General features: G+C 62.9%; 24 protein-coding genes. 8 read left to right on the plus strand and 16 right to left on the minus strand.

Annotated features, from left to right (window positions below):
* Positions 1-15 precede the first annotated feature (15 nt).
* The gene (locus GOX53_RS15635) at positions 16-720 is read right to left on the minus strand and encodes a response regulator transcription factor (protein WP_171177920.1); all 705 of its coding nucleotides are present in this window, start codon (positions 718-720) and stop codon (positions 16-18) included.
* 348 nt (positions 721-1,068) lie between these two features.
* Between GOX53_RS15635 and GOX53_RS15640 the strand changes: the two genes are divergently transcribed.
* The 3 genes from GOX53_RS15640 (at position 1,069) to GOX53_RS15650 (ending at position 3,919) form a co-directional block, all read left to right on the plus strand.
* Positions 1,069-2,667, plus strand: coding sequence for a phosphoenolpyruvate carboxykinase (locus GOX53_RS15640; protein WP_171177921.1), 1,599 nt, complete (start codon positions 1,069-1,071; stop codon positions 2,665-2,667).
* A gap of 386 nt (positions 2,668-3,053) precedes the next feature.
* On the plus strand, positions 3,054-3,347 hold the full coding sequence (locus tag GOX53_RS15645) for a hypothetical protein (protein ID WP_171177922.1): 294 nt from the start codon (positions 3,054-3,056) through the stop codon (positions 3,345-3,347).
* 29 nt (positions 3,348-3,376) lie between these two features.
* Positions 3,377-3,919 (plus strand): hypothetical protein, encoded by a 543-nt coding sequence (locus tag GOX53_RS15650; RefSeq protein WP_171177925.1) that lies wholly within the window; start codon positions 3,377-3,379, stop codon positions 3,917-3,919.
* A 4-nt stretch (positions 3,920-3,923) separates the two neighbouring features.
* Here the strand turns inward: GOX53_RS15650 and GOX53_RS15655 are convergent, their stop codons facing one another.
* Entirely contained in the window at positions 3,924-4,688 is a 765-nt protein-coding gene (locus tag GOX53_RS15655) for a sulfite exporter TauE/SafE family protein (RefSeq protein ID WP_171177927.1), read from the minus strand.
* A 143-nt stretch (positions 4,689-4,831) separates the two neighbouring features.
* On the opposite strand from GOX53_RS15655, the gene GOX53_RS15660 reads away from it, so the two are divergent.
* The 3 genes from GOX53_RS15660 (at position 4,832) to GOX53_RS15670 (ending at position 8,134) form a co-directional block, all read left to right on the plus strand.
* Entirely contained in the window at positions 4,832-6,523 is a 1,692-nt protein-coding gene (locus tag GOX53_RS15660; protein WP_171177929.1) for an acyl-CoA dehydrogenase family protein, read from the plus strand.
* A gap of 364 nt (positions 6,524-6,887) precedes the next feature.
* A complete protein-coding gene (locus GOX53_RS15665; RefSeq protein WP_171177931.1) occupies positions 6,888-7,742 on the plus strand; it encodes an SDR family NAD(P)-dependent oxidoreductase in 855 nt (284 codons plus the stop codon).
* The gene (locus GOX53_RS15670) at positions 7,742-8,134 is read left to right on the plus strand and encodes an META domain-containing protein (RefSeq protein ID WP_171177933.1); all 393 of its coding nucleotides are present in this window, start codon (positions 7,742-7,744) and stop codon (positions 8,132-8,134) included. The genes GOX53_RS15665 and GOX53_RS15670 overlap by 1 nt, the downstream gene beginning before the upstream one ends.
* On the opposite strand, the gene recO is transcribed toward GOX53_RS15670, so the two are convergent.
* The 3 genes from recO to era all read right to left on the minus strand — a co-directional run bounded on the left by recO (position 8,118) and on the right by era (position 10,738).
* A complete protein-coding gene (gene recO / locus GOX53_RS15675) occupies positions 8,118-8,843 on the minus strand; it encodes a DNA repair protein RecO (protein WP_171177935.1) in 726 nt (241 codons plus the stop codon). The genes GOX53_RS15670 and recO overlap by 17 nt on opposite strands.
* Positions 8,844-9,503: 660 nt before the next feature.
* Positions 9,504-9,833, minus strand: a complete 330-nt coding sequence (locus GOX53_RS15680) for a DUF1491 family protein (protein WP_171177937.1) — start codon at positions 9,831-9,833, stop codon at positions 9,504-9,506.
* Positions 9,830-10,738 carry a GTPase Era gene (gene era / locus GOX53_RS15685; RefSeq protein WP_171177939.1) on the minus strand — a complete coding sequence of 303 codons (909 nt, stop codon included), beginning with the start codon at positions 10,736-10,738 and terminating at the stop codon, positions 9,830-9,832. The genes GOX53_RS15680 and era overlap by 4 nt, the downstream gene beginning before the upstream one ends.
* Positions 10,739-10,915: 177 nt before the next feature.
* Between era and GOX53_RS15690 the strand changes: the two genes are divergently transcribed.
* Positions 10,916-12,298 carry a multicopper oxidase family protein gene (locus GOX53_RS15690; RefSeq protein WP_171177941.1) on the plus strand — a complete coding sequence of 461 codons (1,383 nt, stop codon included), beginning with the start codon at positions 10,916-10,918 and terminating at the stop codon, positions 12,296-12,298.
* A 92-nt stretch (positions 12,299-12,390) separates the two neighbouring features.
* Here GOX53_RS15690 and rnc read toward each other — a convergent pair whose 3' ends face one another.
* The 11 genes from rnc to folK form a co-directional block, all read right to left on the minus strand.
* Complete coding sequence (gene rnc / locus GOX53_RS15695; protein ID WP_171177943.1) at positions 12,391-13,068, minus strand: ribonuclease III; 678 nt, start codon at positions 13,066-13,068, stop codon at positions 12,391-12,393.
* Positions 13,065-13,901 (minus strand): signal peptidase I, encoded by an 837-nt coding sequence (gene lepB, locus GOX53_RS15700; protein WP_171177945.1) that lies wholly within the window; start codon positions 13,899-13,901, stop codon positions 13,065-13,067. The genes rnc and lepB overlap by 4 nt, the downstream gene beginning before the upstream one ends.
* 74 nt (positions 13,902-13,975) lie before the next feature.
* A complete protein-coding gene (acpS, locus tag GOX53_RS15705; protein WP_171177947.1) occupies positions 13,976-14,389 on the minus strand; it encodes a holo-ACP synthase in 414 nt (137 codons plus the stop codon).
* Positions 14,390-14,498: 109 nt separating this feature from the next.
* Positions 14,499-15,326: a hypothetical protein gene (locus GOX53_RS15710; RefSeq protein ID WP_171177948.1), complete on the minus strand. Its 828-nt coding sequence runs from the start codon at positions 15,324-15,326 to the stop codon at positions 14,499-14,501.
* Positions 15,327-15,434: 108 nt separating this feature from the next.
* Positions 15,435-16,055, minus strand: coding sequence for a LysE family transporter (locus GOX53_RS15715; protein ID WP_171177950.1), 621 nt, complete (start codon positions 16,053-16,055; stop codon positions 15,435-15,437).
* 99 nt (positions 16,056-16,154) lie between these two features.
* Positions 16,155-16,589 (minus strand): ABZJ_00895 family protein, encoded by a 435-nt coding sequence (locus GOX53_RS15720; protein WP_171177951.1) that lies wholly within the window; start codon positions 16,587-16,589, stop codon positions 16,155-16,157.
* 39 nt (positions 16,590-16,628) lie between these two features.
* Entirely contained in the window at positions 16,629-17,375 is a 747-nt protein-coding gene (locus GOX53_RS15725; RefSeq protein WP_171177952.1) for a pyridoxine 5'-phosphate synthase, read from the minus strand.
* Positions 17,368-18,066 (minus strand): DUF2062 domain-containing protein, encoded by a 699-nt coding sequence (locus tag GOX53_RS15730; RefSeq protein WP_171177953.1) that lies wholly within the window; start codon positions 18,064-18,066, stop codon positions 17,368-17,370. The genes GOX53_RS15725 and GOX53_RS15730 overlap by 8 nt, the downstream gene beginning before the upstream one ends.
* 31 nt (positions 18,067-18,097) lie before the next feature.
* Complete coding sequence (locus GOX53_RS15735) at positions 18,098-20,230, minus strand: bifunctional (p)ppGpp synthetase/guanosine-3',5'-bis(diphosphate) 3'-pyrophosphohydrolase (RefSeq protein ID WP_171177954.1); 2,133 nt, start codon at positions 20,228-20,230, stop codon at positions 18,098-18,100.
* Positions 20,231-20,256: 26 nt separating this feature from the next.
* Positions 20,257-20,610 carry a DNA-directed RNA polymerase subunit omega gene (gene rpoZ / locus GOX53_RS15740; RefSeq protein WP_171177955.1) on the minus strand — a complete coding sequence of 118 codons (354 nt, stop codon included), beginning with the start codon at positions 20,608-20,610 and terminating at the stop codon, positions 20,257-20,259.
* A gap of 93 nt (positions 20,611-20,703) precedes the next feature.
* The gene (gene folK / locus GOX53_RS15745; RefSeq protein ID WP_171177956.1) at positions 20,704-21,273 is read right to left on the minus strand and encodes a 2-amino-4-hydroxy-6-hydroxymethyldihydropteridine diphosphokinase; all 570 of its coding nucleotides are present in this window, start codon (positions 21,271-21,273) and stop codon (positions 20,704-20,706) included.
* 137 nt (positions 21,274-21,410) lie between these two features.
* Between folK and GOX53_RS15750 the strand changes: the two genes are divergently transcribed.
* Positions 21,411-21,986, plus strand: coding sequence for an NYN domain-containing protein (locus GOX53_RS15750; RefSeq protein ID WP_171177957.1), 576 nt, complete (start codon positions 21,411-21,413; stop codon positions 21,984-21,986).
* Positions 21,987-22,156 lie beyond the last annotated feature (170 nt).

Genomic DNA, 22,156 nt, shown 5'->3' on the forward strand with positions numbered 1-22,156 from the left:
CCCTATGGGGGGCGGTTATTCCTCGTTATACCTGTAACCTATGCCATACAGCGTCTCGATGGCCGAGAAATCAGAGTCCGCCGTGCGCATCTTCTTGCGCAGGCGCTTGATATGGCTGTCGATGGTGCGATCGTCCACATAGACCTGATCATCATAGGCGACATCCATCAACTGGTCGCGGCTCTTGACGAAACCGGGCCGCTGGGCAAGCGCCTGAAGAAGCAGGAATTCGGTCACCGTCAGCGAAACGTCCACACCCTTCCAGCTGACGGCGTGCCGCAGCGGGTCCATGCGCAGATGGCCGCGCTCCATGACCTTTGTCTCGCCGCCGCCATTGTTTGCGGCATCTTCCGTCCCGGCCTCCTGCCGGCGCAGAAGCGCGCGGATGCGTTCGACTAGAAGGCGTTGGGAAAACGGCTTTTTCACATAGTCGTCGGCGCCCATGCGCAGGCCCAGAACCTCGTCGATCTCGTCATCCTTCGACGTCAGGAAGATCACCGGCATCTGGGTTTTCTGCCGCAGACGCTGCAACAGATCCATGCCGTCCATCCTGGGCATCTTGATGTCCAGAACCGCCATGTCCGGTAATTTCTTGTTGAAAGCGTCCAGCGCGGCCTGACCGTCATTGTAGGTCTCGACCTCGAACCCCTCGGCCTCGAGCGTCATCGAAACCGACGTCAGGATGTTTCGATCATCGTCCACCAATGCAATTCTTGACATCCGCAATGCCCCTATTGCTGCTCATTACTACGTTAATGCTTATTTTTCTTCATTCATCGCCTTTTTAGCGTTGCGAATCAATCCATATCTGCGATTCGCCCCACAACTGCTGCGCTGATTGCAACAGAAGAAGCCTACCGTGAATTGAATCCATGCCCTTGGAATAACCACGAATTTCATGGTTGCGCTAAACCTGAGCTTGGTTGCGCTAACTGCGCCAAACCGTCCTGTTCATGCCCCGAACGACCATGATAAGACCACGCTCACCGGCCCGCTAGCTGCCGGACAACTGCCCCAAGAGCGCCAACGGACCTTTAACGGCCGGCGCCGCCATAGGAGAGAATACGCATGACATCTGGACGGGTTAACCCGCAATTCCGCCTCGAAGATCAGGGCATCGAGGGTCTGGGAAATGTCTATTACAACTTCATGGAACCGGCGCTGATCGAAGAGGCACTCAAGCGGGGCGAAGGCACGCTGGGCAATGGCGGCGCGTTTCTGGTTTCCACAGGAAAATTTACTGGCAGGTCGCCAAAGGACAAGCACATCGTCAAGACCGACAGTGTAAAGGATTCAATCTGGTGGGATGCCAATGCCGCGATGAGCCCCAAGGGGTTCGATGCGCTTCACGCCGACATGCTCAAGCACATGAAGGGCCGCGATTTCTTCGTGCAAGATCTGGTGGGCGGCGCCGATCCCACCTATTCGATCAATGTGCGGATGGTGACCGAGTTTGCCTGGCACAACCTGTTCATCCGCCACCTGCTGCGCCGTCCCGACCGCGAGGACCTGGACGAGTTCGTGGCGGATTTCACCGTCATCAACAGCCCCAGTTTCCGTGCGGACCCCAAGAAGCACGATTGCCGGTCCGAGACGGTCATCGCGCTGAACTTTGACAAAAAGCTGATCCTGATCGGCGGCACCGAATATGCGGGCGAGAACAAGAAGTCGGTGTTCACGCTGCTCAACTACATGTTGCCGGAAAGAGGCGTCATGCCGATGCACTGCTCGGCCAACCACGCCACCGGCAACCCGGTTGACACCGCCGTGTTCTTCGGCCTGTCGGGCACCGGCAAGACCACGCTGTCCGCCGATCCCGAGCGCACGCTGATCGGGGATGACGAACATGGCTGGTCGGATCGCGGCACCTTCAATTTCGAAGGCGGCTGCTATGCCAAGACCATCAACCTCAGCCAGGAAGCCGAACCCGAGATCTATGCCACGACGTCGAAGTTCGGCACCGTGATCGAGAACATGGTGTTCGACGCGGACACCAAGGAACTGGATTTCAACGACGACTCGCTGACCGCGAACATGCGCTGTGCCTATCCGCTGGAATACATCTCGAACGCGTCCAAATCGGCGCTGGGCGGGCATCCCAAGAACATCATCATGCTGACCTGCGATGCGTTCGGCGTTCTGCCCCCGATCGCGCGGCTGACACCGGCACAGGCGATGTATCACTTCCTGTCCGGCTTCACCTCGAAAGTGGCGGGCACCGAGCGGGGCATCACCGAGCCGCAGCCCACCTTCTCGACCTGTTTCGGCGCGCCGTTCATGCCACGCCGCCCCGAGGAATACGGCAATCTGCTGCGCGAAAAGATCGCCCAGCACGGAGCCACCTGCTGGCTGGTCAACACCGGCTGGACCGGCGGCGCCTATGGCGTGGGCTCGCGGATGCCGATCCGCGCTACCCGTGCCCTGTTGACCGCCGCGCTGGACGGGTCGCTGGCCGAGGCCGAGTTCCGCAAGGACGCCAATTTCGGGTTCGATGTTCCGGTCTCGGTCCCCGGTGTGGCCGAAGTGCTGCTGGACCCGCGCAGGACCTGGGACGATCAGGAAGCGTTCGACAGGCAGGCGGCCAAGCTGGTGCAGATGTTTGCCGACAATTTCGAGCAGTACCTGCCGTTCATCGACGAGGACGTCAAAGCCGTCGCAATCGGCTGATCCCGTCTTTTGGAGTTCGGATAACCCTCCGGCCCTGCCGGGGGGTTTTTCTTTGCGGCCGGTAACGGAGTTTTCGCGTTAAGTTGACGTAAGAGCCGGTCAAAAAACCGTTGCCTGAAAGAAAAGCACCCAATAGTGTCCGCGCTTACATAAAACACAAAATGCCCGGCGCCGAAACGCCGGGCTTATGCTGAAAGGGCTTTTGGGCTGCGGAATGCTTACTCACTCACTCACGCAATTGATGCAGCCTAATTAAGGAATCCACTGTATGAAATCAGAGAGATGTGTCAACATGAGACAGAATACTTCCGAGTATTCTCGCGAACCTGCGGCTTTATGGTCTCACTGGTATGGCGCCCAAGCTCTCGATAAAGACTGGTAACGGAATGACTGAAATCTCGAAACTCGCGGAATTACGCAGGCTGATGCAGAGCATGGAGCGCACGCTGGGCCTGGAAGACCTGTCTCCGGTTGAGCGCGATATTTACTACGCGGCCGGTGAGATATCCGCGGCCGGGGTCGAGGTGCGGACCTTTGGTCTGATCGAGCATACCCTGTTGCAAAGCGTCTCGCGCCCGACATTTTTCCGCGCGCTCAAGTCGCTGGTGAACAAGGGGTATCTGTCGCAGAGCGAGACAGCGAACAGAGGGCGGTACATCGTTCATGATCCGCAAAGCTAGGCGCTTCGGGCGCCGCGACGGGTAAGCCGTTGCCCGCCTGGATTTCCGAGACCTGTCTCGCCTCCCTCGCGTATATCGCCGCTTTCCTGTTCACGTTCGAAGTGCTGATGCCGCTTCAGAACGTGTTTTTTCCCGAGTATCCCAGCCGGGCGAGCCTGCTTTTCCTGCCCCACGGGGTGCGGGTTCTGACCGCGTGGCTGTTGGGCTGGCGCGCGGTGTTTGCCTTGCTGCCGGGGGTGTTCATCGTGTTTGCCTATGTGGGCGGGTGGGACGTGTTCCTGACCAGCCGGCTTACCGCCATCTTCTTTGCCGTCTCCACCGCGCCAGCGGTGTTCTACGCCTTCAAGCTGCTGGGCTGGAATCTGTTTCCTGATCCCGACCGCACGCCGTGCTGGAGCTGCGTCATGATCGCCGGTGTGGTCATCTCGGTCCTGATGTCCGGCCTGACCAATATCGCCTTTGGCAGCACCATCGAGGAATATGTCGCCTATCTGATCGGGGACATATTCGGCCTGTTCTTCCTGATGCTGGGGTTGCTGTTTGCGTTCCGCATGGCCCGGGCGCGGGAGTGAGCCGCTAGCCCAGCAGGCTGCGCCGCAACAGGTTCAGGGCAGCGACCAGCAGCACGATCAGCGTCACCTTGCGGAACGTGGCCTGATCGATCCGATCCTGCAGTTTCAACCCGACCCACATGCCCAACAGCGCCGGGCCGATCAGCAGCAGTGAAAACGGGACCGTTTCGGCCCGCAGCACCCCCGAACTGAGATGCGCTGCAACCAACGCGACCGCGCCCAGGCCGTAGACCACGCCCTGAATGCGGATCTGGTCCTGCTTTGGCGTTTCGAGCGCGGTCAGATACGCCACCGTCGGCGGCCCCCAGACGCCGGACATGCCCCCCACAAATCCGGCGAGCGCCCCGGCCCCGGCCTCGACACGCAATGATCCTCCGCTCAGCGGCAGTCGGATGCCCAACAGCTGGATGATGGCGAAGACCGCCATCGGCGCACCGATCAGAAACAGAAACGTCGAGACCTCAACCCGCGCCACAAGCTGCGCGCCGATCAGCAGGCAGACAAAGCCCGCCAGCAAGAACACCCGAAACCGCCGGATCGACGCCATCGCGGCGGCTGTGCCCTGCCGCAGGGCCTGAATGCCGTTTGTGATCAGCGTGGGGAAGATAAGCCCGGCCAGCGCCAAGTCCGGTGGCAGCACCGTGCTGAGGCCCGAGATGAAGATCGTCGGCATGGCAAACCCCACCATCCCCTTGACCAATCCCGCCAGCACCGCAATCGCGAAAGCCAGTACCAGCTCGACAGGAGAAAGAAGCGAAAACAGGGTCATGCCCCTTCTTAACACCGGAATTCGGTGCTGCACTGCAAAATTCGCCGCGTAATTTTAGAACCAATTACAAGGTTTCTGCGTATTTATGTTGCGCTGCACGTGCAAAATGATATGACCAAGCGACCTACGAGAGGACGTGATTCATGGCCCATGACGGACAGGACCTGACAACGATGACCAAGCCTGTGATTTTGCCCGATCTCCTGAGCCTGACCAGCGCGGCGCTTGCCCCGGTCGAGACGGTATTCGAACGCGCCCGCGAGGCGGTGCGCGCGACGGTCAGCGCCGATGGCCGGGTCTCGGGCGCGCTGATCGAGGCGAACCAGACCGCCGCCCACGGCCTGTCCTGGCTGGCCACCTACCACCAGTCGCTGCAGCAGATGCAGCGCTGGGCCGAGGCGCTGAATGCGGATGGCAAGTTCGGCGAGATGGAACAGTTGCTGTTGCAGATCGCGTTCGGAGAATACCTCTGGCAGATCTACGGCGGCATCCAGATGAACCAGGGCGAAGTGGTGCGCCTGCAGGATCTGGGTCTGTCCCAGGACGACATGCGCGCGCTGATGGAGCCCGCTGTCATGACGCTGACCCAGGGCGGTAACACCCAGGCCGCGCGCACCCGTCTGGTCGAACTGATGGAGGCGCAGGCCGGTGCCACCATGTTCGGCACCTCCGGTCTGGACGAAGAGCTGGAGATGATCCGTGACCAGTTCCGCCGCTATGCGGTCGAAAGGGTCGAGCCGAACGCCCATGACTGGCACCTGAACGACGAGTTGATCCCGATCGAGATCATCGAGGAACTGGCCGAGATGGGCGTGTTCGGCCTGACCATCCCCGAGGAATTCGGCGGATTCGGCCTGTCCAAGGCTTCGATGTGCGTGGTGTCCGAGGAGCTGTCGCGCGGCTATATCGGCGTGGGCTCGCTGGGCACGCGGTCCGAGATTGCCGCCGAGTTGATCATCGCGGGTGGCACCGATGAGCAGAAAGCCAACTGGCTGCCCAAGATCGCCAGTGCCGAGATTCTGCCCACCGCCGTGTTTACCGAGCCCAACACCGGCTCGGACCTGGGCTCGCTACGCACCCGCGCGGTGAAGGATGCGAACGGCGACTACACGGTCACCGGCAACAAGACCTGGATCACCCATGCGGCGCGGACCCATGTGATGACCCTGCTGGCGCGGACCAATCCGGACACCAGCGATCACCGAGGCCTGTCCATGTTCCTTGCCGAAAAGACGCCCGGAACGGACGACGATCCCTTCCCCACCCCCGGCATGACCGGCGGCGAGATCGAGGTGCTGGGCTATCGCGGCATGAAGGAATACGAACTGGGCTTTGACAGCTTTCACGTCAAGGGCGAGAACCTGCTGGGCGGCGAAGAGGGCAAAGGCTTCAAGCAGCTGATGGAAACCTTCGAGTCCGCCCGCATCCAGACCGCCGCCCGCGCCATCGGCGTGGCGCAATGCGCGCTGGATATCGCCATGCAGTACGCGCAAGAGCGCAAGCAGTTTGGTAAGGCGCTGATCAACTTCCCGCGCGTGTCGGGCAAGCTGGCGATGATGGCGGTCGAAATCATGATCGCGCGGCAGCTGACCTATTTCTCGGCCTGGGAAAAGGATCACGGCCAGCGCTGCGATCTTGAGGCCGGGATGGCGAAGCTGCTGGGTGCGCGTGTGGCCTGGGCGGCAGCAGACAACGGGTTGCAGATCCATGGCGGCAACGGCTTTGCGCTGGAATACAAGATCTCCCGCGTGCTGTGCGATGCCCGCATCCTCAACATCTTCGAAGGTGCAGCGGAGATTCAGGCGCAGGTCATCGCGCGGCGGCTGCTCGGCTGAGAGAGAATTTTTCCTCGGGACTCATTCCCCAACTGACCCGGCCATGTGCCGGGTCTTTTTCTGTTATGGCGATTTGTACAAGGTTCTGAGGGCGGGTTGTCCGAATTGTACGAAACGTGCAGGCGCCCGGAGCCAGCCGACACAACCCGCCTTATCATGCGGATCGCGACGTCGAAAATTGGATGAGGGAATTCTCGCGCCGGGGGTTCAGTTCGACATGCATGTCGTGCCGCCACGCCCGTCACGCAGGCTTTGGTCACTCTCACGTGTGCGGACCCGAAGGGCTCAACACTCCGGGCAAATCCGGATAAACTCACCGAGAACTCATTCGACCGGAACAAGTGCATTCAGGAAAGGCTCGGCCATGTATGAACAGGCGATCAAGGAAGGCGGCGTTGCGGTGGTCACCGGGGCGGCCAGCGGTGTCGGGCGGGTGGCGGCGCAGCGGTTCGCCGAGGCCGGTTTGAGCGTGATTCTGGCGGACCTGCCGGGAGAGCAGCTGGACGGGGCGGTGGCCGAGATCGGCGCCGCTGCCTCCGACGGAGCACAGGTCATCGGCGTTCCGACCGATGTCACCAGCGATGCCGATATCGCGGCGCTGGCGGATCGGGCCTTTGCCATGGGGCCGGTGGCAGTGCTGATGAACAATGCCGGGATCGGGCGGCGCACCACCGCCTGGGACCAGATGGAACACTGGCAGCAGATGCTGGATGTGAATCTGATGGGTGTTTTGCGCGGTGTGCACGCGTTTGTGCCGCGCATGATCGCTGCGAACCGGCCCGCAGTGGTGATCAACACCGGATCAAAACAGGGGATCACGACCCCGCCCGGCAACCCCGGCTACAATGTGACCAAGGCGGCGATCAAGGTGCTGAGCGAGCAACTGGCCCATGAGTTGCGCGAGGCCGGGGCACCGATCTCGGTTCATCTGTTTGTGCCCGGGTTCACCTATACCGGCATGATCGCCGCGTTCATGCCGGAAAAGCCCGCCGCAGCATGGACCAGCGCGCAGACCGTCGATCACTTCATCGCGCGCATGGCCGAGGGGGATTTCTATATCCTGTGTCCCGACAACGATGTGGATGAGACCCGCGACCGCCTGCGCGCCGCCTGGGCCGCGGCGGACGTGATCGAAAACCGCCCGCCTCTGTCGCGGTGGCATCCAGACTACGCCGAGGCGTTCGCCGCATACGAGGCCGCCGGGCGCGGCAAGGGCTGATGCTGCGCCTGTTGCCGATCCTGCCGCTGATGGCGCTGTTCCAGTGTGGCGGCGACGAGACCGTTGCGGCCTACGGAGCGGCGGATCGCGTCTGGACCTTGCAGGAGATCGATGGCCGACCGCTTGGGGCCAACGTGACCCTGACCCTCCCCGAACCCGGCCAGATCGCGGGCAAGGCCCCGTGCAACAGCTATTCCGGGACGCTGGATGCGCCCTATCCGTGGTTCGAGGTCAAGGACCTGATCGCCACCCGTGCCGCCTGCCCCGAACTTGAGGCCGAGGGCACCTATTTCGCGGCGCTGATGGTCATGACGCAATCCGAGGTTTCGGGCGATGTTCTGGTGCTGCGCAACGAGGCGGGCAACGAGATGGTGTTCAAAGCCGCCGAGTGAACAGGTCCACGAACCGCCCCCGCGCCTCGGGCAGAGGCCGGTGCCCCAGTGCGGGTGCGACGCGGTGGTCCAGAAAGTAACCGGTGGTCTCGAAGCCCTGCGCGATCTCGGCATCCGGCGCGGGGCCTTTGCCGCGCAGGCAGGGCGGCAGGGGCAGCATCCGGTCGGCCCACTCACCTGCCCCCTCGGCGGTCACCGCACGCCCCGATCTGGGCGAGACATGGACCAGCCCCTCGGTCGCGCCGGTCACCGCGCAGACGGACAGGTCCAGCCCGAAGCCCAATTCCTCCAGCAGCGCCAGTTCCCAGTTGAGATAGGCCAGCGGCCAGATCTCGTCCTGCCCCAGCAGGTCCATGAGCCGCTCGGTTTGTTTGTAGATGCCGGGATGCGGCTCACGCTCGGGCAGGCAGAACGACAGCAGCGCCACCACCGCATTCAGCCCGGCCAGCGCCAGCCGCCCGGAAAACGCCGCCGCCGCGCGGGAGCGCAGGGGCTCGACCTGAAAGGTGCCGATATGCTCCTCAAGCCGGGCGCGCCAGATCACGTCGAGCTGCGCGCCCGGTTGCAGGATCGGGGCGATCTTGCGGCTGGTGCCGCCGCGCACCACGCCTGCGTGACGGCCATGTTCTTCAGTGAACACCTCGATGATGGCAGCGGTTTCGCCATGGCGGCGAGAGGTCAAGAGTATGCCGTGATCGCGCCAGTCCATAAGAAATGTTCCCTTTCAGCTTACTAGACCAGTCGGGCGTAGGTAGCGCAGATCATGTCACATCTTTTTATGGCATAGTCGGCGGGCTGCAAAAATGCCACAGGCGAAACCCATAACAAGTTAGGGTTCGACACCTATTTCGTTCAACCGTCGGTCGTGTCAGAACCACAAGCTGAGCGGCGAGAACAAAATGAGCCGCATCAGAGTTTGGAGATAGTTTAATGCTTTCACGTCTTGGGTCCGGAGTTTTTGTTTTGTTACTTGCTGCCGCTTGCACACCCCAAGGACCAAGCCGTGAGGAGGCCCGGGAAATAATCGAAGGCTGCGGCGGAAATGAGCTATGTTCGTTCGCAACGCTGGCAACTGCGGGATACAACAAGCAAGTTGGCAAGGTCGGTCAGCACGGAATTTCGATCCGAGACGCGAAAACGGACGGTAAGACTGTCGCCGTCGGCGTCAATGTGCCAGAACGTATCCGGACCGCACCCACTAAGGCTGGTCGCACAGCCGAACAACAACTGACTGAGTCTGTCAGAAAAGACCTGTGTAGCGACAAAAACACACGGAGATTTTTCGACCTCGGCGGAACTTTCCAGTTCACGACCTATCTGCCATCCGGAGAAGTCTTTTCGCGATCCTCGATTTCGTCTTGCTGAGCCACTACTCAAGCCCGCTCTCGCCCAACAGGTGCCGTCCCTGCCGGTCCTCGACCTCGATCACCCAGAGGTCGGGGTCAAAGCCGCGCTGGCGCTGGATGGCTGCGTCCACGTCCGCCTCGGGGCCGCTGGAAAGTTCGATCCATTTCCGCTCACCGCTCATCAGGTCGAAACTGCGCTGGAAAGCGACCGCCTGTCCGTCCAGCGTGTTGAGCTTGACCAGCACCGCGCCCGCCGTGTCGTCGCCATGGGCCACGACAAAGGCCGGGATTTCCTGAAACCGCAGCCGGGCCAGGTAGGCCTGCACCCAGAAATCGGCGGTCAGCCGGGTCATGCGTTTCCGTCTTTGAAGTCGAGCCCCATTTCGGAATAACGCTCGGATTCCTCCAGCCAGTTGGGCCGCACCTTGACCTGCAGGAACAGGTGCACCTTGCGGTCCAGAAATTCCTCAAGCTCGGCGCGGGCGGCCTGGCTGACCGCCTTGATGGTCTCGCCGCGCTTGCCCAGCACGATGCCCTTGTGCCCGTCGCGCACCACATAGATCACCTGATCGACCCGGGCCGAGCCGTCCTTGCGCTCTTGCCAGCTCTCGGTTTCGACGGTCATTTGATAGGGCAGTTCCTGATGCAGGCGCAGGGTCAGCTTTTCGCGAGTCATCTCGGCCGCGATCATGCGCATGGGCAAATCGGCGATCTGATCCTCGGGGTAGAGCCACGGGCCCTCGGGAAGCTGGCCCGCGAGCCATGTGCGCAGGTCGTCGGCACCGTGGCCGCGCTCGGCCGAGATCATGAAGGTCTCGGCAAAGTCGTAGCGGTCGTTCAGCTCTTTGGTCAGACCCAGCAGCGCCTCGGACTGCACCTTGTCGATCTTGTTGATGGCCAGCGCGACGGTGCGGCCCTGCCCGATCTCGTCCAGCCCTTCGAGGATGCGTTCGACGCCTTCGGTGATGCCGCGATGGGCCTCGACCATCAGCACGACGATATCGGCATCCGCCGCCCCGCCCCAGGCCGCCGCCACCATGGCGCGGTCCAGCCGGCGGCGCGGTTTGAAAAGGCCCGGCGTGTCGACAAAGACCAGCTGCGCGTCGCCCTCCATCGCCACGCCGCGAATGCGGGCGCGGGTGGTCTGCACCTTGTGCGTCACGATCGAGACCTTGGCCCCGACCATGCGGTTCAGCAGGGTCGATTTGCCCGCATTGGGCTCTCCGATCAGAGCGATGAATCCGGCGCGTGTGGTCATCTTGTTCAGGTCCTGTTTGCAGATGCAGTCCCCTACAGGAGTTTGCCCGCGCCGACCAGAGGGCAATTGCGGCGATCCGGCGCGTTGCGCCCCGGTGCCCGGTCATGGCATCCGGGCCCCGGGCGCACCCAGCTTGTCCGCCAGGCCTCCCAACTTTTCAACAGCAAGAGGCACATCATGAAACGTCGCGATTTTCTGCTGGGCTGCGGAGCGTCCGCCGGCGCGCTTGGGCTGGCCGGTCTGACGCGGGCGCAGTCCGGGGCTGCGCAGGAGCTGGTCATCCAGCCCGCCAGTTTCACCTTCCGGGACCGTCCGACCGAGGGGATGGTCAGCCTGAGCCCCGATGCGCCGCCACCGGTTCTCTATGGCCGTCAGGGCGAGGCGATGCGGCTGCGCGTGCGCAATACGATGCCGGATTACACCGCGATGCATTGGCACGGGATGCGCATCGACAACGCCATGGACGGGGTGCCCTACCTGACCCAGATGCCCATCGCCGAGGGCGAGACGTTCGAGTATGAATTCACCCCGCCCGACGCGGGCACCTACTGGTACCACCCGCATTGCATGACCATGGCGCAGATGGCGCATGGTCTAACCGGGGTGATGGTGATTGCCGAGGCCGAGGACCCCGGGTTCGACAGCGAACAGGTGATCAACCTGCGCGATTTCCGGCTGGACGAGGAGGGCACGTTCCTTCCCGCCTTCACCGCGCGCGGGGCGGCGCGCGGCGGAACGTTCGGGAATGTGCTGACCGCCAACTGGCTGGACGCACCGGGCTATGATCACGCCGCCGGAGGGCTGGTGCGCCTGCGGGTGGTCAACAGCGATACGACCCGGATCTACAAGCTGCATCTGGGCGGGGCAGAGGCGCGGATCATCGCCTGGGACGGTCATCCGGTCGAGGTCGAGCTGCCGATGCCCGGCAAGGATGAGCCTCTACTAGTGGGCCCCGGCCAGCGCGTCGATTTCGCGGTGGCGACGCCGGGTGCAGAGGGGCAGAGCGTCGAACTGCTGGCCGAACTTCCGGGCCGCGGATCGCGCGTCATGGCCCGTCTGCGCGCCACCGACCAGAGCCTTGGCCGCGACCTGCGCGAGCTGAAGCCGCTGACCACCAATCCGGTGGCCCGGCCCGATCTGACCAATGCCGAGGTGCATGATTTCGTCTTTGGCTGGACGCCCGAGGGCGGGCCGCCAAATGATGGGTTCTGCGGTTCGATGGGATACAGTTTCTGGTCGATCAACCGCACACCCTGGGCCGGAGACGCGGCGGATAATGTGGGGCCGCTGGCCACGCTGGAGCGGGGCAAAAGCTATGTCCTGCGCCTGCGCAACGAATCTCCCAACCTGCACCCGATCCACCTGCACGGGCTGGCCTTTGTGCCGATCCGGTCGAACCTGCGCAAGCTGCCGCCGCTGTTGACGGACACCATGTTGCTGCTCAAGGACGAGGTGGCCGAGATCGCACTGGTTGCGGACAATCCGGGCGACTGGGCCTTCCACTGCCACGTGATCGAGCATCAGAAAACCGGGCTGACCGGCTATATTCACGTGACCTGATCAGGTCACTGCGAACAAGGCGTTTGCAAACGCCTTGCAAGCGGTTTGAAACCGCTTAAGCCGCTTTCAAGCGGCTTGGCCCGGTTCGAATGTCAGGACAGTTGGGACAGCAGCGCCTTGGCGGCGGCCTGTTCGGCCTGCCGCTTGGATCCGGCGGTGGCCTGCGCCTCGACCCCGTCCTGCAGCCGCGCCGCGATGGTGAAAACCGGCGCGTGGTCGGGACCGCTGCGCGATACCTCGACATAAGAGGGCGGCTTCTGCCCGCGCGCCTGCGCCCATTCCTGCAGCGCGGTCTTGGGGTCGCGGGCGTCGGTTTCGACCTTGAGGATACGGTCCCCCCAGAGCCGCAGGATCATGTACCGCGCCGCCTCGAATCCGGCGTCGCGGTAGACGGCGGCGATCACCGCCTCCATCGCGTCGCCCAGCAGCGCCTGCTTGCGCCGCCCGCCCGACATCATCTCGGACCGGCCCAGCTTGAGCACCGCGCCCAAATCGATCTGGCGGGCCACATCAGCGCAGGTCTCCTTGCGCACCAGCGCGTTGAAACGCGGCGCCAGCTGGCCCTCGGTGGCTTTCTTGTCATGCTCCAGAAGCGCCGTGGCCATCACCAGCCCCAGCACCCGGTCGCCCAGAAACTCCAGCCGCTGGTTGTCGGGCCGGGTGGCCGAGGAAACCGAGCCGTGGGTGAGCGCGCGGATCAGCAGTTCGGGGCGCGCGAACTCGTACCCGATTCGCTGCTGAAACGCCTTTATCTCGGTCGAGAGCTTCACTCGACCCCCTTGAAGAAGCGATCGCCGCGCCATGTCCAGAAGAAGAACATCGACCGGCCCGCGGACGAGAACATGATGCGGTCGGCGCGGCCGATCAGGTTCTCGTAAGGCACGAACCCGACCCCGCCCGCAGGCTGCGGCAGGCGGCTGTCGGCAGAGTTATCGCGGTTGTCACCCATGAAGAAATAATGCCCCTCGGGCACCACGTAGATGCCGGTGTGATCCGAGGACTGGTTGCCGATATTCAGGATTTCGTGCGAGACGCCGTTGGGCAGCGTCTCGATCTGGCGCGATTTCTGGCAGACACCGCCGGTGCCGACCGGCCCGTTTTCGCAGCGCGGGCGCAGGCGCTGCGGGCCCTGCGGAGCGGCGATCTCTTCAAAGACGCCGTCATCCTGCAATTCGACCGCCTGGCCGTCGATCTGCAGCACCCCGTCCTTGACCTGGATCTTGTCGCCCGGCAGACCGATCAGCCGCTTGATATAGTCGCGTCCGGTGACCGGGTGGCGAAAGACCACCACGTCACCGCGTTCGGGCTCGCCACCCAGAACGCGGGTGTTGTCGCCCTTCATCCAGCCGCAGACATCCTCGGCATCGATATTGAGACCGAAGCTAGGGATGATCAGGCTGGGACAGGAGGCGTAGGAATAGCCATAGGCCATCTTATTGACGAACAGGAAATCCCCGATCAGCAGGGTCTGTTTCATCGACCCGGACGGGATCCAGAAGGGCTGAAAGAACAGCGTGCGGAAAACGCCCGCGATCAGCAGGGCATAGAAGACGGTCTTGATCGTCTCCCAGACGGCGTTTCCGGTTTTGGCTTGCTCGGCCATGCAGGTCTCCAGTCCTCGGTCGGGTTTGGGTCAGGTTGCGTGCTACATGCGGGGCGGGTTGGGGCGAGTCAAGGTCACGCGGCGCCTTCGTGAACCGGCCGCGCCTCGATCACCACGAAGGCCTGCGCCCAGGGGTGATCGTCGGTCAGGGTGACGTGGATGATCGCCTCATGCCCTTCGGGCGTCATCTCGGCCAGACGCTCGGCGGCCCAGCCGGTGACATGCATGACGGGCTGGCCGGTGCGCAGGTTGGAGACCGCCATATCCTTCCACGCGATGCCCATGCGCAGCCCGGTGCCCAGCGCCTTGGAACACGCCTCTTTTGCCGCCCAGCGCTTGGCATAGGTGCCCGCCGTGTCGGCGCGGCGCTCGGCCTTGCGCTGTTCGATGTCGGTGAAGACCCGGTTGCGGAACCGGTTGCCGAAGCGGTCGAGCGTGCCCTGAATGCGCTCGATATTGGCGAGGTCGGTGCCAATGCCCAAAATCATGCGGCCCCCATTGGAATCTGTGCGCACAATCAACGCGAAACCGCCCGGCATGGCAAGGCGATGCCGGTGGGACGGGCCGTTTCAACCAGAGACCCGCCGCCGGGCTATGTCAGTTGGCGATCCCCGCGCTGGTGAGGTAGCTGGCCATGCCCTGGATGTTCTGCGCCCGCCAGGCACCGTATTGGCCCCAGTCCTTGTAGGCATCGAGCGTGAGTTCCGCCTGAAGCTCCTCAACCGACTTTCCGGCATTGAGCCCTTCGAGAACCCCGGCCCGCAGCGCCTCGAAATAACCCAGATGATCGGCCAGATCGCCATGAACGCCGATCGGGCCGTGACCGGGGGCAAAGATCTCGAAATCCAGCGCCATGGCGGCCTTGATCTGCTCCATCCAGTGGTCGAGATTTGCCCCGCGCATGGTGCGGAACGGCATCCTTCTGGGGGCTGCGACATCGACGATGAAGCCCACGTTTTCGGGGCGCACGACAACGGCCAGCATATCCACGCCATGGCCCGGGCCGAGATAGGTCAGCTCAAGCGTCTTGCCCCCCAGCTCAAGCGTGTGACTGTCGCCCACGCGCACGTCCGGGGACACCCCGTCGATGGCATCGGGCGCGTTTTCGTGAGCGATGACCTGCGCGCCGTCATGGACGCTGCCACCCGAGGCGTGGTCGAGATGGCTGTGCGAATAGATCAGATGGGTGACCGGCTGATCGGTGATCTGGCCCAGGTTTTCGGTGAGCCACGCGCTCGCCTCGGCATTGATCGGGTCGACGCGGACCGTGCCCTCGGGCGTGGCCACGATCAGGGATTGGTGGAAGTTGTTGCGGAACAGGTAGACGTCGCCCTTGACCGGGATCAGCTCGCGCTGAGCGTCCTGAGCGATGGCAGCGGTTCCGGCAGCAACAAGAAAAAGGGAAACAAGTATACGTGCAAACATCGAAGGTCCCTCCGGCTGTTGAACAGGGCCGAGGATGGCATCTGGTCCCTGGCGGCGGCAACGCGGAGGCTCTCACTTCACCGTGAAGTGAGGGGCCGGGGCCTGCGGTTACGACAATCGCGCCGTCAGCAGTGTGAGGGATGCAGCGCCGAACAGAACGCCGAACGCCAGGTCGAACCAGCGCTTTGCGCGGGCATAGGCGCGGGCGATGGGCGGGGCCGAGAACAGCAGCGCGTATCCGATGAACACCGTTATCGAGACCGAGGTCAGGGCGGCAAAAAGCGACCAGACCGACAGGGCGCCCGCCGCCGGGGCCAGAGCGATGGCGTAGATCGAGCCCCAGGCGAGGATGGCCTTGGGGTTGGTCAGGTGCAGGGTCAGCCCCTTGGCAAAGAAAGCCCGGCGCGGGGCGGCGGCCGGGGTGACCGTGCCGCCGACCCAGGCCGAGCGGAGCGACCTGGCCGCGAGATAGAACAGGTACCCGGCGCCGGCGATGCGGACCAGCTCGAACAGCCAGGCATTGGCCATCATGAGCGCGGAGAAACCCAGCCCGGCAGCGATACCCCACACCGCCGATCCGGCGACCACGCCGGTGGCCAGGGCCACGCCAGCGCCGCGACCATGGGCCATCGATGTGCTTGAAATGGCCAGCGTCGCGGGGCCGGGGCTGCCTCCGGCCAGCGCCCAGCCCACCAAAATGACGGGCAGCGGGATGAGCAGGTCGGTCATGAAGGACACCCGCAGATCGGGCAGATAGCGGTTAGGACCCTTCCCTTGCGCGCGATATCGCAGTGCAATGTTGTACCAGTACGCTCGTCCATCATTGTCCTATCCCCGTCCACGCCGAACTTGCTTGAGCTGCGAGCGGGCGCCTACACCAACTGCCCCGCGACACATCAGTATCGCCACGATCAGAACGATGACAAACCCGAACAACCAGAACGCAATCGGAAGCTGCCTCATCTCGGTGAAAAGCTCCGGCGATATGACCAGAAGCACTCCCCCCACGATGAAAGACAAGGTCATCCCGACCCACCCCATCAACACGGCGGCCAACCACATTTCCCGCTTGCTGGGCAAATCGCCGAACTCCTTGACGTATCTCTGCCCCTCGGTCATCGCGGCGGTCATGAAGGGGATAAACCCGACGGCCGAGCTGGACAGGTTGATCCCCAGCAGAAGCTGGACCGCAAGGATCACAATCGGAATCGCAACGCTGGTGGCGATGAACACGAAGGAAAACCTGAGTATGCTGGAACCCACGGCATGAACTCCGATTGTCTGGATTGTTGATACCTTGACCTATGCCCGCGCCGCGTCCATCAGCCGGCGCATCTCGGCAATTGCCGGTGTCAGGCCGCGAAAGATCGCCTCGCCGATCAGGAAGTGGCCGATGTTCAGCTCGCGCACCTCGGGGAAGGCCGCGACCGGCTGTACGGTGTCATAGGTCAGGCCGTGGCCTGCATGCACCTCGAGCCCCAGCGAATGGGCAAATGTCGACATCTCGCGCAGGGCCTCAAGCTCGCGGTCGCGCTCTTCGAGGCGGCCTTCGGAATGTGCGTCGCAATAGGCGCCGGTGTGCAACTCGATCACTTCGGCGCCGATGCGGTGGGCGGCCTCGATCTGTTTCATGTCGGCGGCGATGAAGATGGATACCCGGCATCCGGCCTCGCGCAGGGGAGCGATGAAATGGGCCAGCCGGTTTTCCTCGCGCGCGACCTCCAGCCCGCCTTCGGTGGTCCGTTCCTCGCGCTTTTCCGGCACGATACAGACCGCGTGCGGCTTGTGGCGCAGGGCGATTTTCTGCATCTCATCCGTCGCCGCCATCTCGAAATTCAGCGGCACGGACAACACCTCCATCAACCCGTCGATATCGGCGTCCGAGATGTGGCGGCGGTCTTCGCGCAGATGCGCGGTGATCCCGTCGGCGCCTGCTTCTTCGGCGATCCTGGCGGCGCGCAGCGGGTCCGGATAGGCCCCGCCCCGGGCATTCCGCACGGTCGCCACGTGGTCGATATTCACGCCCAATCGCAGATGGGTATCAGACATCGCTCGAATCCTTTTCCAGTCTTTGCGGCGAGCCTAGAGGTTTTGTTTCGGAAACGGCAGCCTTGGCCTCGGCCAGGCGTTTGATTTCTTCGAACTTGGCCTTGATCTTGGCGCGGCGGCGCTGCTGGTAGGTGCGGGTCACCGGCAGGCTGAGGTAGCAGCACACCACGCCCGCGACGATCCCTGGGATGATGCCGCCCACCAGATAAGGAAAGAATACGTCGTCGTAGAAGACGCCCAGCCCATGCCAGTCGGCATCGCGCGCGGTGAACAGGGCGATGAAGTTGTCCTTGAGGTCGCCCAGCGCATCGCCGAACTTGCCCATCAGGCCCTGCGTGTCATCCTCGTCAAACTCGGTTCCCAGCAGGAAATGCCCGGTTTGCAGGCAGACCACGCCGATCGGCACATAGGTGAGCGGGTTGCCGAAAAACGTGCCGCTGAGCGCGGACAGCAAATTGCCGTTGAAGAGCCGCGCCAGAACCGCGGCGACCACGAAATGCATCCCGTAGAACGGGGTGAACGAGGCAAACACGCCGACGCCGATGCCACGCGCGATCCGTTCCGGCGAATCCGGCAGGCGGCGCACCCGGTGCTTGACGTAGTGAAAGGCCCGCGTCCAGCCTCCACGCGGATAGATGAAATCCCAGACGATCTGGACAGGCGAGCGTCGGTCTCGGCGCTTGAAAACCACTCCTGATCGTCCTTTCCCTGCCTTCCGGCCTTCAGCTTGCCGCGGCGCTTGCCCGGGCTTTTTCCCTGTGCCGTTCGACGGCGGCTACGTCGCTTTCCGCCTCCAACATAAGCATGAGCGAATGCAATTGCTCGATATCGCGCAGCTCGACATTGATCAAAAGTCGGTAAAAGTCCGGTTTCCGATCCACGAATTCCAGATTCGAGATATTGGCCTTTTTCTCACCGATCAATGTGCAAATGCGCCCCAGTACGCCGGCATCGTTGCCGATGGTCATGTCCAGCGTGGCCCCGTAGACCGCAGGGTGCGTGCCCGAGTGCCAGTGCAGGTCCACCCAGCGTTCCAGCTGATCTTCGAACTCGCTCAGCCGGTCGCAGTCGATGGAATGCACCACCACGCCCTTGCCGCGATAGGTGATACCGACGATGCGTTCGCCCGGCAGCGGCTGGCAGCAGGGTGCGCGTTCGAACTTCTGCCCCGGTTCCAGGCCGATCACCGCGCGGCGCATTGGGATGGCGTCGCCCTCGTCCTTGGTCAGTTCGGGATAGACCGCCTCGACCACGTCATGCGCGGTCAGCTCGGCGCTGCCGAGCCGGGCCAGCAACTCGTCCCGGTTCTTGAGGCGCAGGTGCTTGGCGGCGGTATCGAGCGCCTTGTCGGTGGCCTTGCGGCCGACATGTTCGAACCCGGCGCGGGCGAGTTCCTGGCCGAGTTTGATGAAGCGTTCGCGGTCCACCTCGCGCAGGGCGCGGCGGATGGCGGTGCGGGCCTTGCCGGTGACCGCGATCTCAAGCCAGGTGACCTGCGGGGTCTGGCCGTCGGCGGTGATGACATCCACCGACTGTCCGTTCTTCAGCCGGGTCCAGAGCGGCACCCGGATGCCGTCCACCTTGGCGCCCACGCAGGCATGGCCGATGCGGGTGTGGATGGCATAGGCAAAGTCGATCGGCGTCGCCCCGCGCGGCAGCTTGACCACATCGCCCTTGGGCGTGAAGCAGAACACCTGGTCCGAATACATCTCAAGCTTCACGGCCTCGAGGAAATCCTCGTGATCCTCTTCGCTGTCGAACTGTTCGGTCAGGTTGGCGATCCATTTGGCGGGGTCGACCGCAAAGGGGTTTTCCGAGCGCACGCCGTCGCGGTAGGACCAGTGCGCCGCCACGCCGGTTTCGGCCACGTCATGCATCTGGCGGGTGCGGATCTGCACCTCGACCCGTTTGCCATCGCGACCCGACACGGTGGTGTGGATCGAGCGGTAGCCGTTCGATTTCGGCTGGCTGATATAGTCCTTGAACCGCCCGGGCACCGCGCGCCAGCGCTGGTGGATGGCGCCGAGGGTGCGGTAGCAGTCTTCCTCGGACCCGGTGATGATGCGGAAGCCGTAGATGTCGGAGAGGCGGGAAAAGCCCTGATCCTTTTCCTGCATCTTGCGCCAGATCGAATAGGGTTTCTTGGCGCGGCCGAACACCTCGGCGTCGATGCCCGCCTTTTCCAACTCGTGGCGCATATCGCCGGTGATGCGGTGGATCACGTCGCCGGTTTCGCGTTGCAGGGTGATGAAGCGGCGGATGATCGACTGGCGGCCTTCGGGGTTCAACACGCGGAAAGCGAGGTCTTCCAGCTCCTCGCGCATCCACTGCATCCCCATGCGGCCCGCGAGCGGCGCGTAGATATCCATCGTCTCGCGCGCCTTGACCACCTGCTTTTCCGGGCGCATCGCCTTGATCGTGCGCATGTTGTGCAGGCGGTCGGCGAGCTTGACCAGAATCACCCGCAGGTCCTTGGACATGGCCATGAACAGCTTGCGGAAGTTCTCGGCCTGTTTGGTCTCGCGGCTGGAGAGCTGCAGGTTGGTCAGCTTGGTCACACCATCGACCAGCTTGGCGACCTCGTCCCCGAACAGATCGGCCACATGCCCGTATGAGGCCTTGGTGTCCTCGATGGTGTCATGCAGCAGCGCGGTGATGATGGTGGCGTCGTCCAGCCGCTGCTCGGTCAGGATGGCGGCGACGGCGACGGGATGGGTGAAGTAGGGCTCACCGGAATGACGGAACTGCCCGTCATGCATGCGCTCGCCGAACTCGTAGGCCCGGGAGAGGCGGTCTGTGTTGGTTTTCGGATTGTAGTTGCGGACCAGCGCAATTAGGTCTTCTGCTGAAATCATCCGGTCCGCATCCCTATGCGCAGGGGTTACCCCTGACCCTGAGCCTCCATAAGCGCGCGCAGCAGCTTTTCTTCGGACATGTCGTCGTCAGCGGGCTTGTCCGTTTCAGCGCCCATCAGCAGGGCCATCTGATCCTCTTCGGGCTCATCGACCTCGATCTGGGTCTGGTTGGCCTCGATCAGACGCTCGCGCAGTTCATCGGCGCTCTGGGTTTCATCGGCGATCTCGCGCAGCGACACGACCGGGTTCTTGTCGTTGTCGCGATCCACGGTCAGTGCTCCGCCCGCCGAAATCTCGCGCGCGCGGTGTGCCGCCAGCATCACCAGCTCAAACCGGTTCGGAACCTTGTCTACGCAATCTTCTACCGTCACGCGGGCCATCAGGCGCTCTCCAATATGAAACCGTGTCCAGAAGGGGATTATCTAAGCGTGATTCCGCGCCTTGACAAGCGCGAAATGCCTGCACTGCAGCATTCAGAGCGGTGTGACGGCGCTCACATCCTCGTCAGGCAGCGCCGCCAGCATCTCGCGTACCGTCTGGCCGAGCACCGGATGCCGCCAGTCGGGCGCGATATCCGCCAGCGGCACGAGGACGAAGGCACGGTCCTGAAGGCGCGGATGCGGCAGGATCAAGCGGTCGGGCGTGGCCTTGATCTGCCGCTCGGGCGGCAAGCTCTGCCAGCGGTCATATTCGGCCCGGTCCGGCAGCACCCGGTTTTGCCAGGCGACCACATCCAGATCCAGCGTCCGCATCCCCCAGCGCTGCGCCCGCGCGCGCCCGAACGTGTGTTCGATCTGGTGCAGCATTTGCAGGAGCGTTTCGGGATCGGCCTCGGTCTCGACCTCAAAGGCCGCGTTAACATAATCCGGCCCGGCGTCGGCAGGAAAGCAGGGCGTGGAAAAGAACCGGCTGACGGCGCGAATCACTACGTCTGCCTGTGATAGCGCAAACACAGCATGCCGTAGGGTAAGCTTTGGGCAATTTTCGCCAAAAGGCAGGTTGGCACCCGCAGCCAACAGCACTTTTGCGGGTTTTCCGGTCATTTTTCCCACCAAATTGTGCACAGACAATACTTGCGATAGATCACAATTCTCCTAAATTAGGTACACCGTTCCGCCCATTTTTTATCACTCACTCACGGAAGACGCGGCGGAGGGGGCATACCGGAAGGAAAAATTTTATGTTTTATAAGGACGAACGGCTAGCGCTGTTCATCGATGGCTCGAATCTTTACGCCGCTGCAAAGGCTCTTGGCTTTGACATCGACTATAAGTTGTTGCGGCAGGAATTCATGCGCCGCGGAAAACTGCTTCGGGCGTTTTACTATACAGCGCTTCTTGAAAACGACGAGTATTCTCCGATCCGCCCGCTGGTGGATTGGCTGCACTACAACGGCTTCACCATGGTGACCAAGCCCGCGAAGGAATACACCGACAGCATGGGGCGTCGGAAGGTCAAGGGCAATATGGACATCGAACTGACCGTGGACGCCATGGAGCTGGCGCCGCGTGTCGATCATATCGTCCTGTTCTCGGGCGACGGAGATTTCCGCCCGCTGGTGGCAAGCCTCCAGCGTCAGGGCGTGCGCGTGTCGGTGGTTTCGACCATCCGCAGCCAGCCGCCGATGATTTCTGACGATCTGCGTCGTCAGGCCGACAACTTCATCGAGCTGGAAGAGCTGCGCGAAGTGATCGGGCGCCCGCCGCGCGACATCCCGGCCGAGCCCCGGAGCCTGGCCGCCGCTGGCGGAAAGTAAGGGACGCCGACCGGCCCGATCGGGACCGGATTGCAGGCCGCCGAAAGGTAAGACGCGGTCGGGATCAGATGATTCCGACCGCGCTTCTTTAACTATGGGCTCGTTCTGAAATCGCCCTCCGTTTAACCGGGCTGCATGTCAGTTGCGTGACAAGGCCCGCGCTCTCTGGA

Origin of the sequence: Ruegeria sp. HKCCD8929 (assembly GCF_013031405.1) — a bacterium.
Taxonomy (GTDB): domain Bacteria; phylum Pseudomonadota; class Alphaproteobacteria; order Rhodobacterales; family Rhodobacteraceae; genus Ruegeria.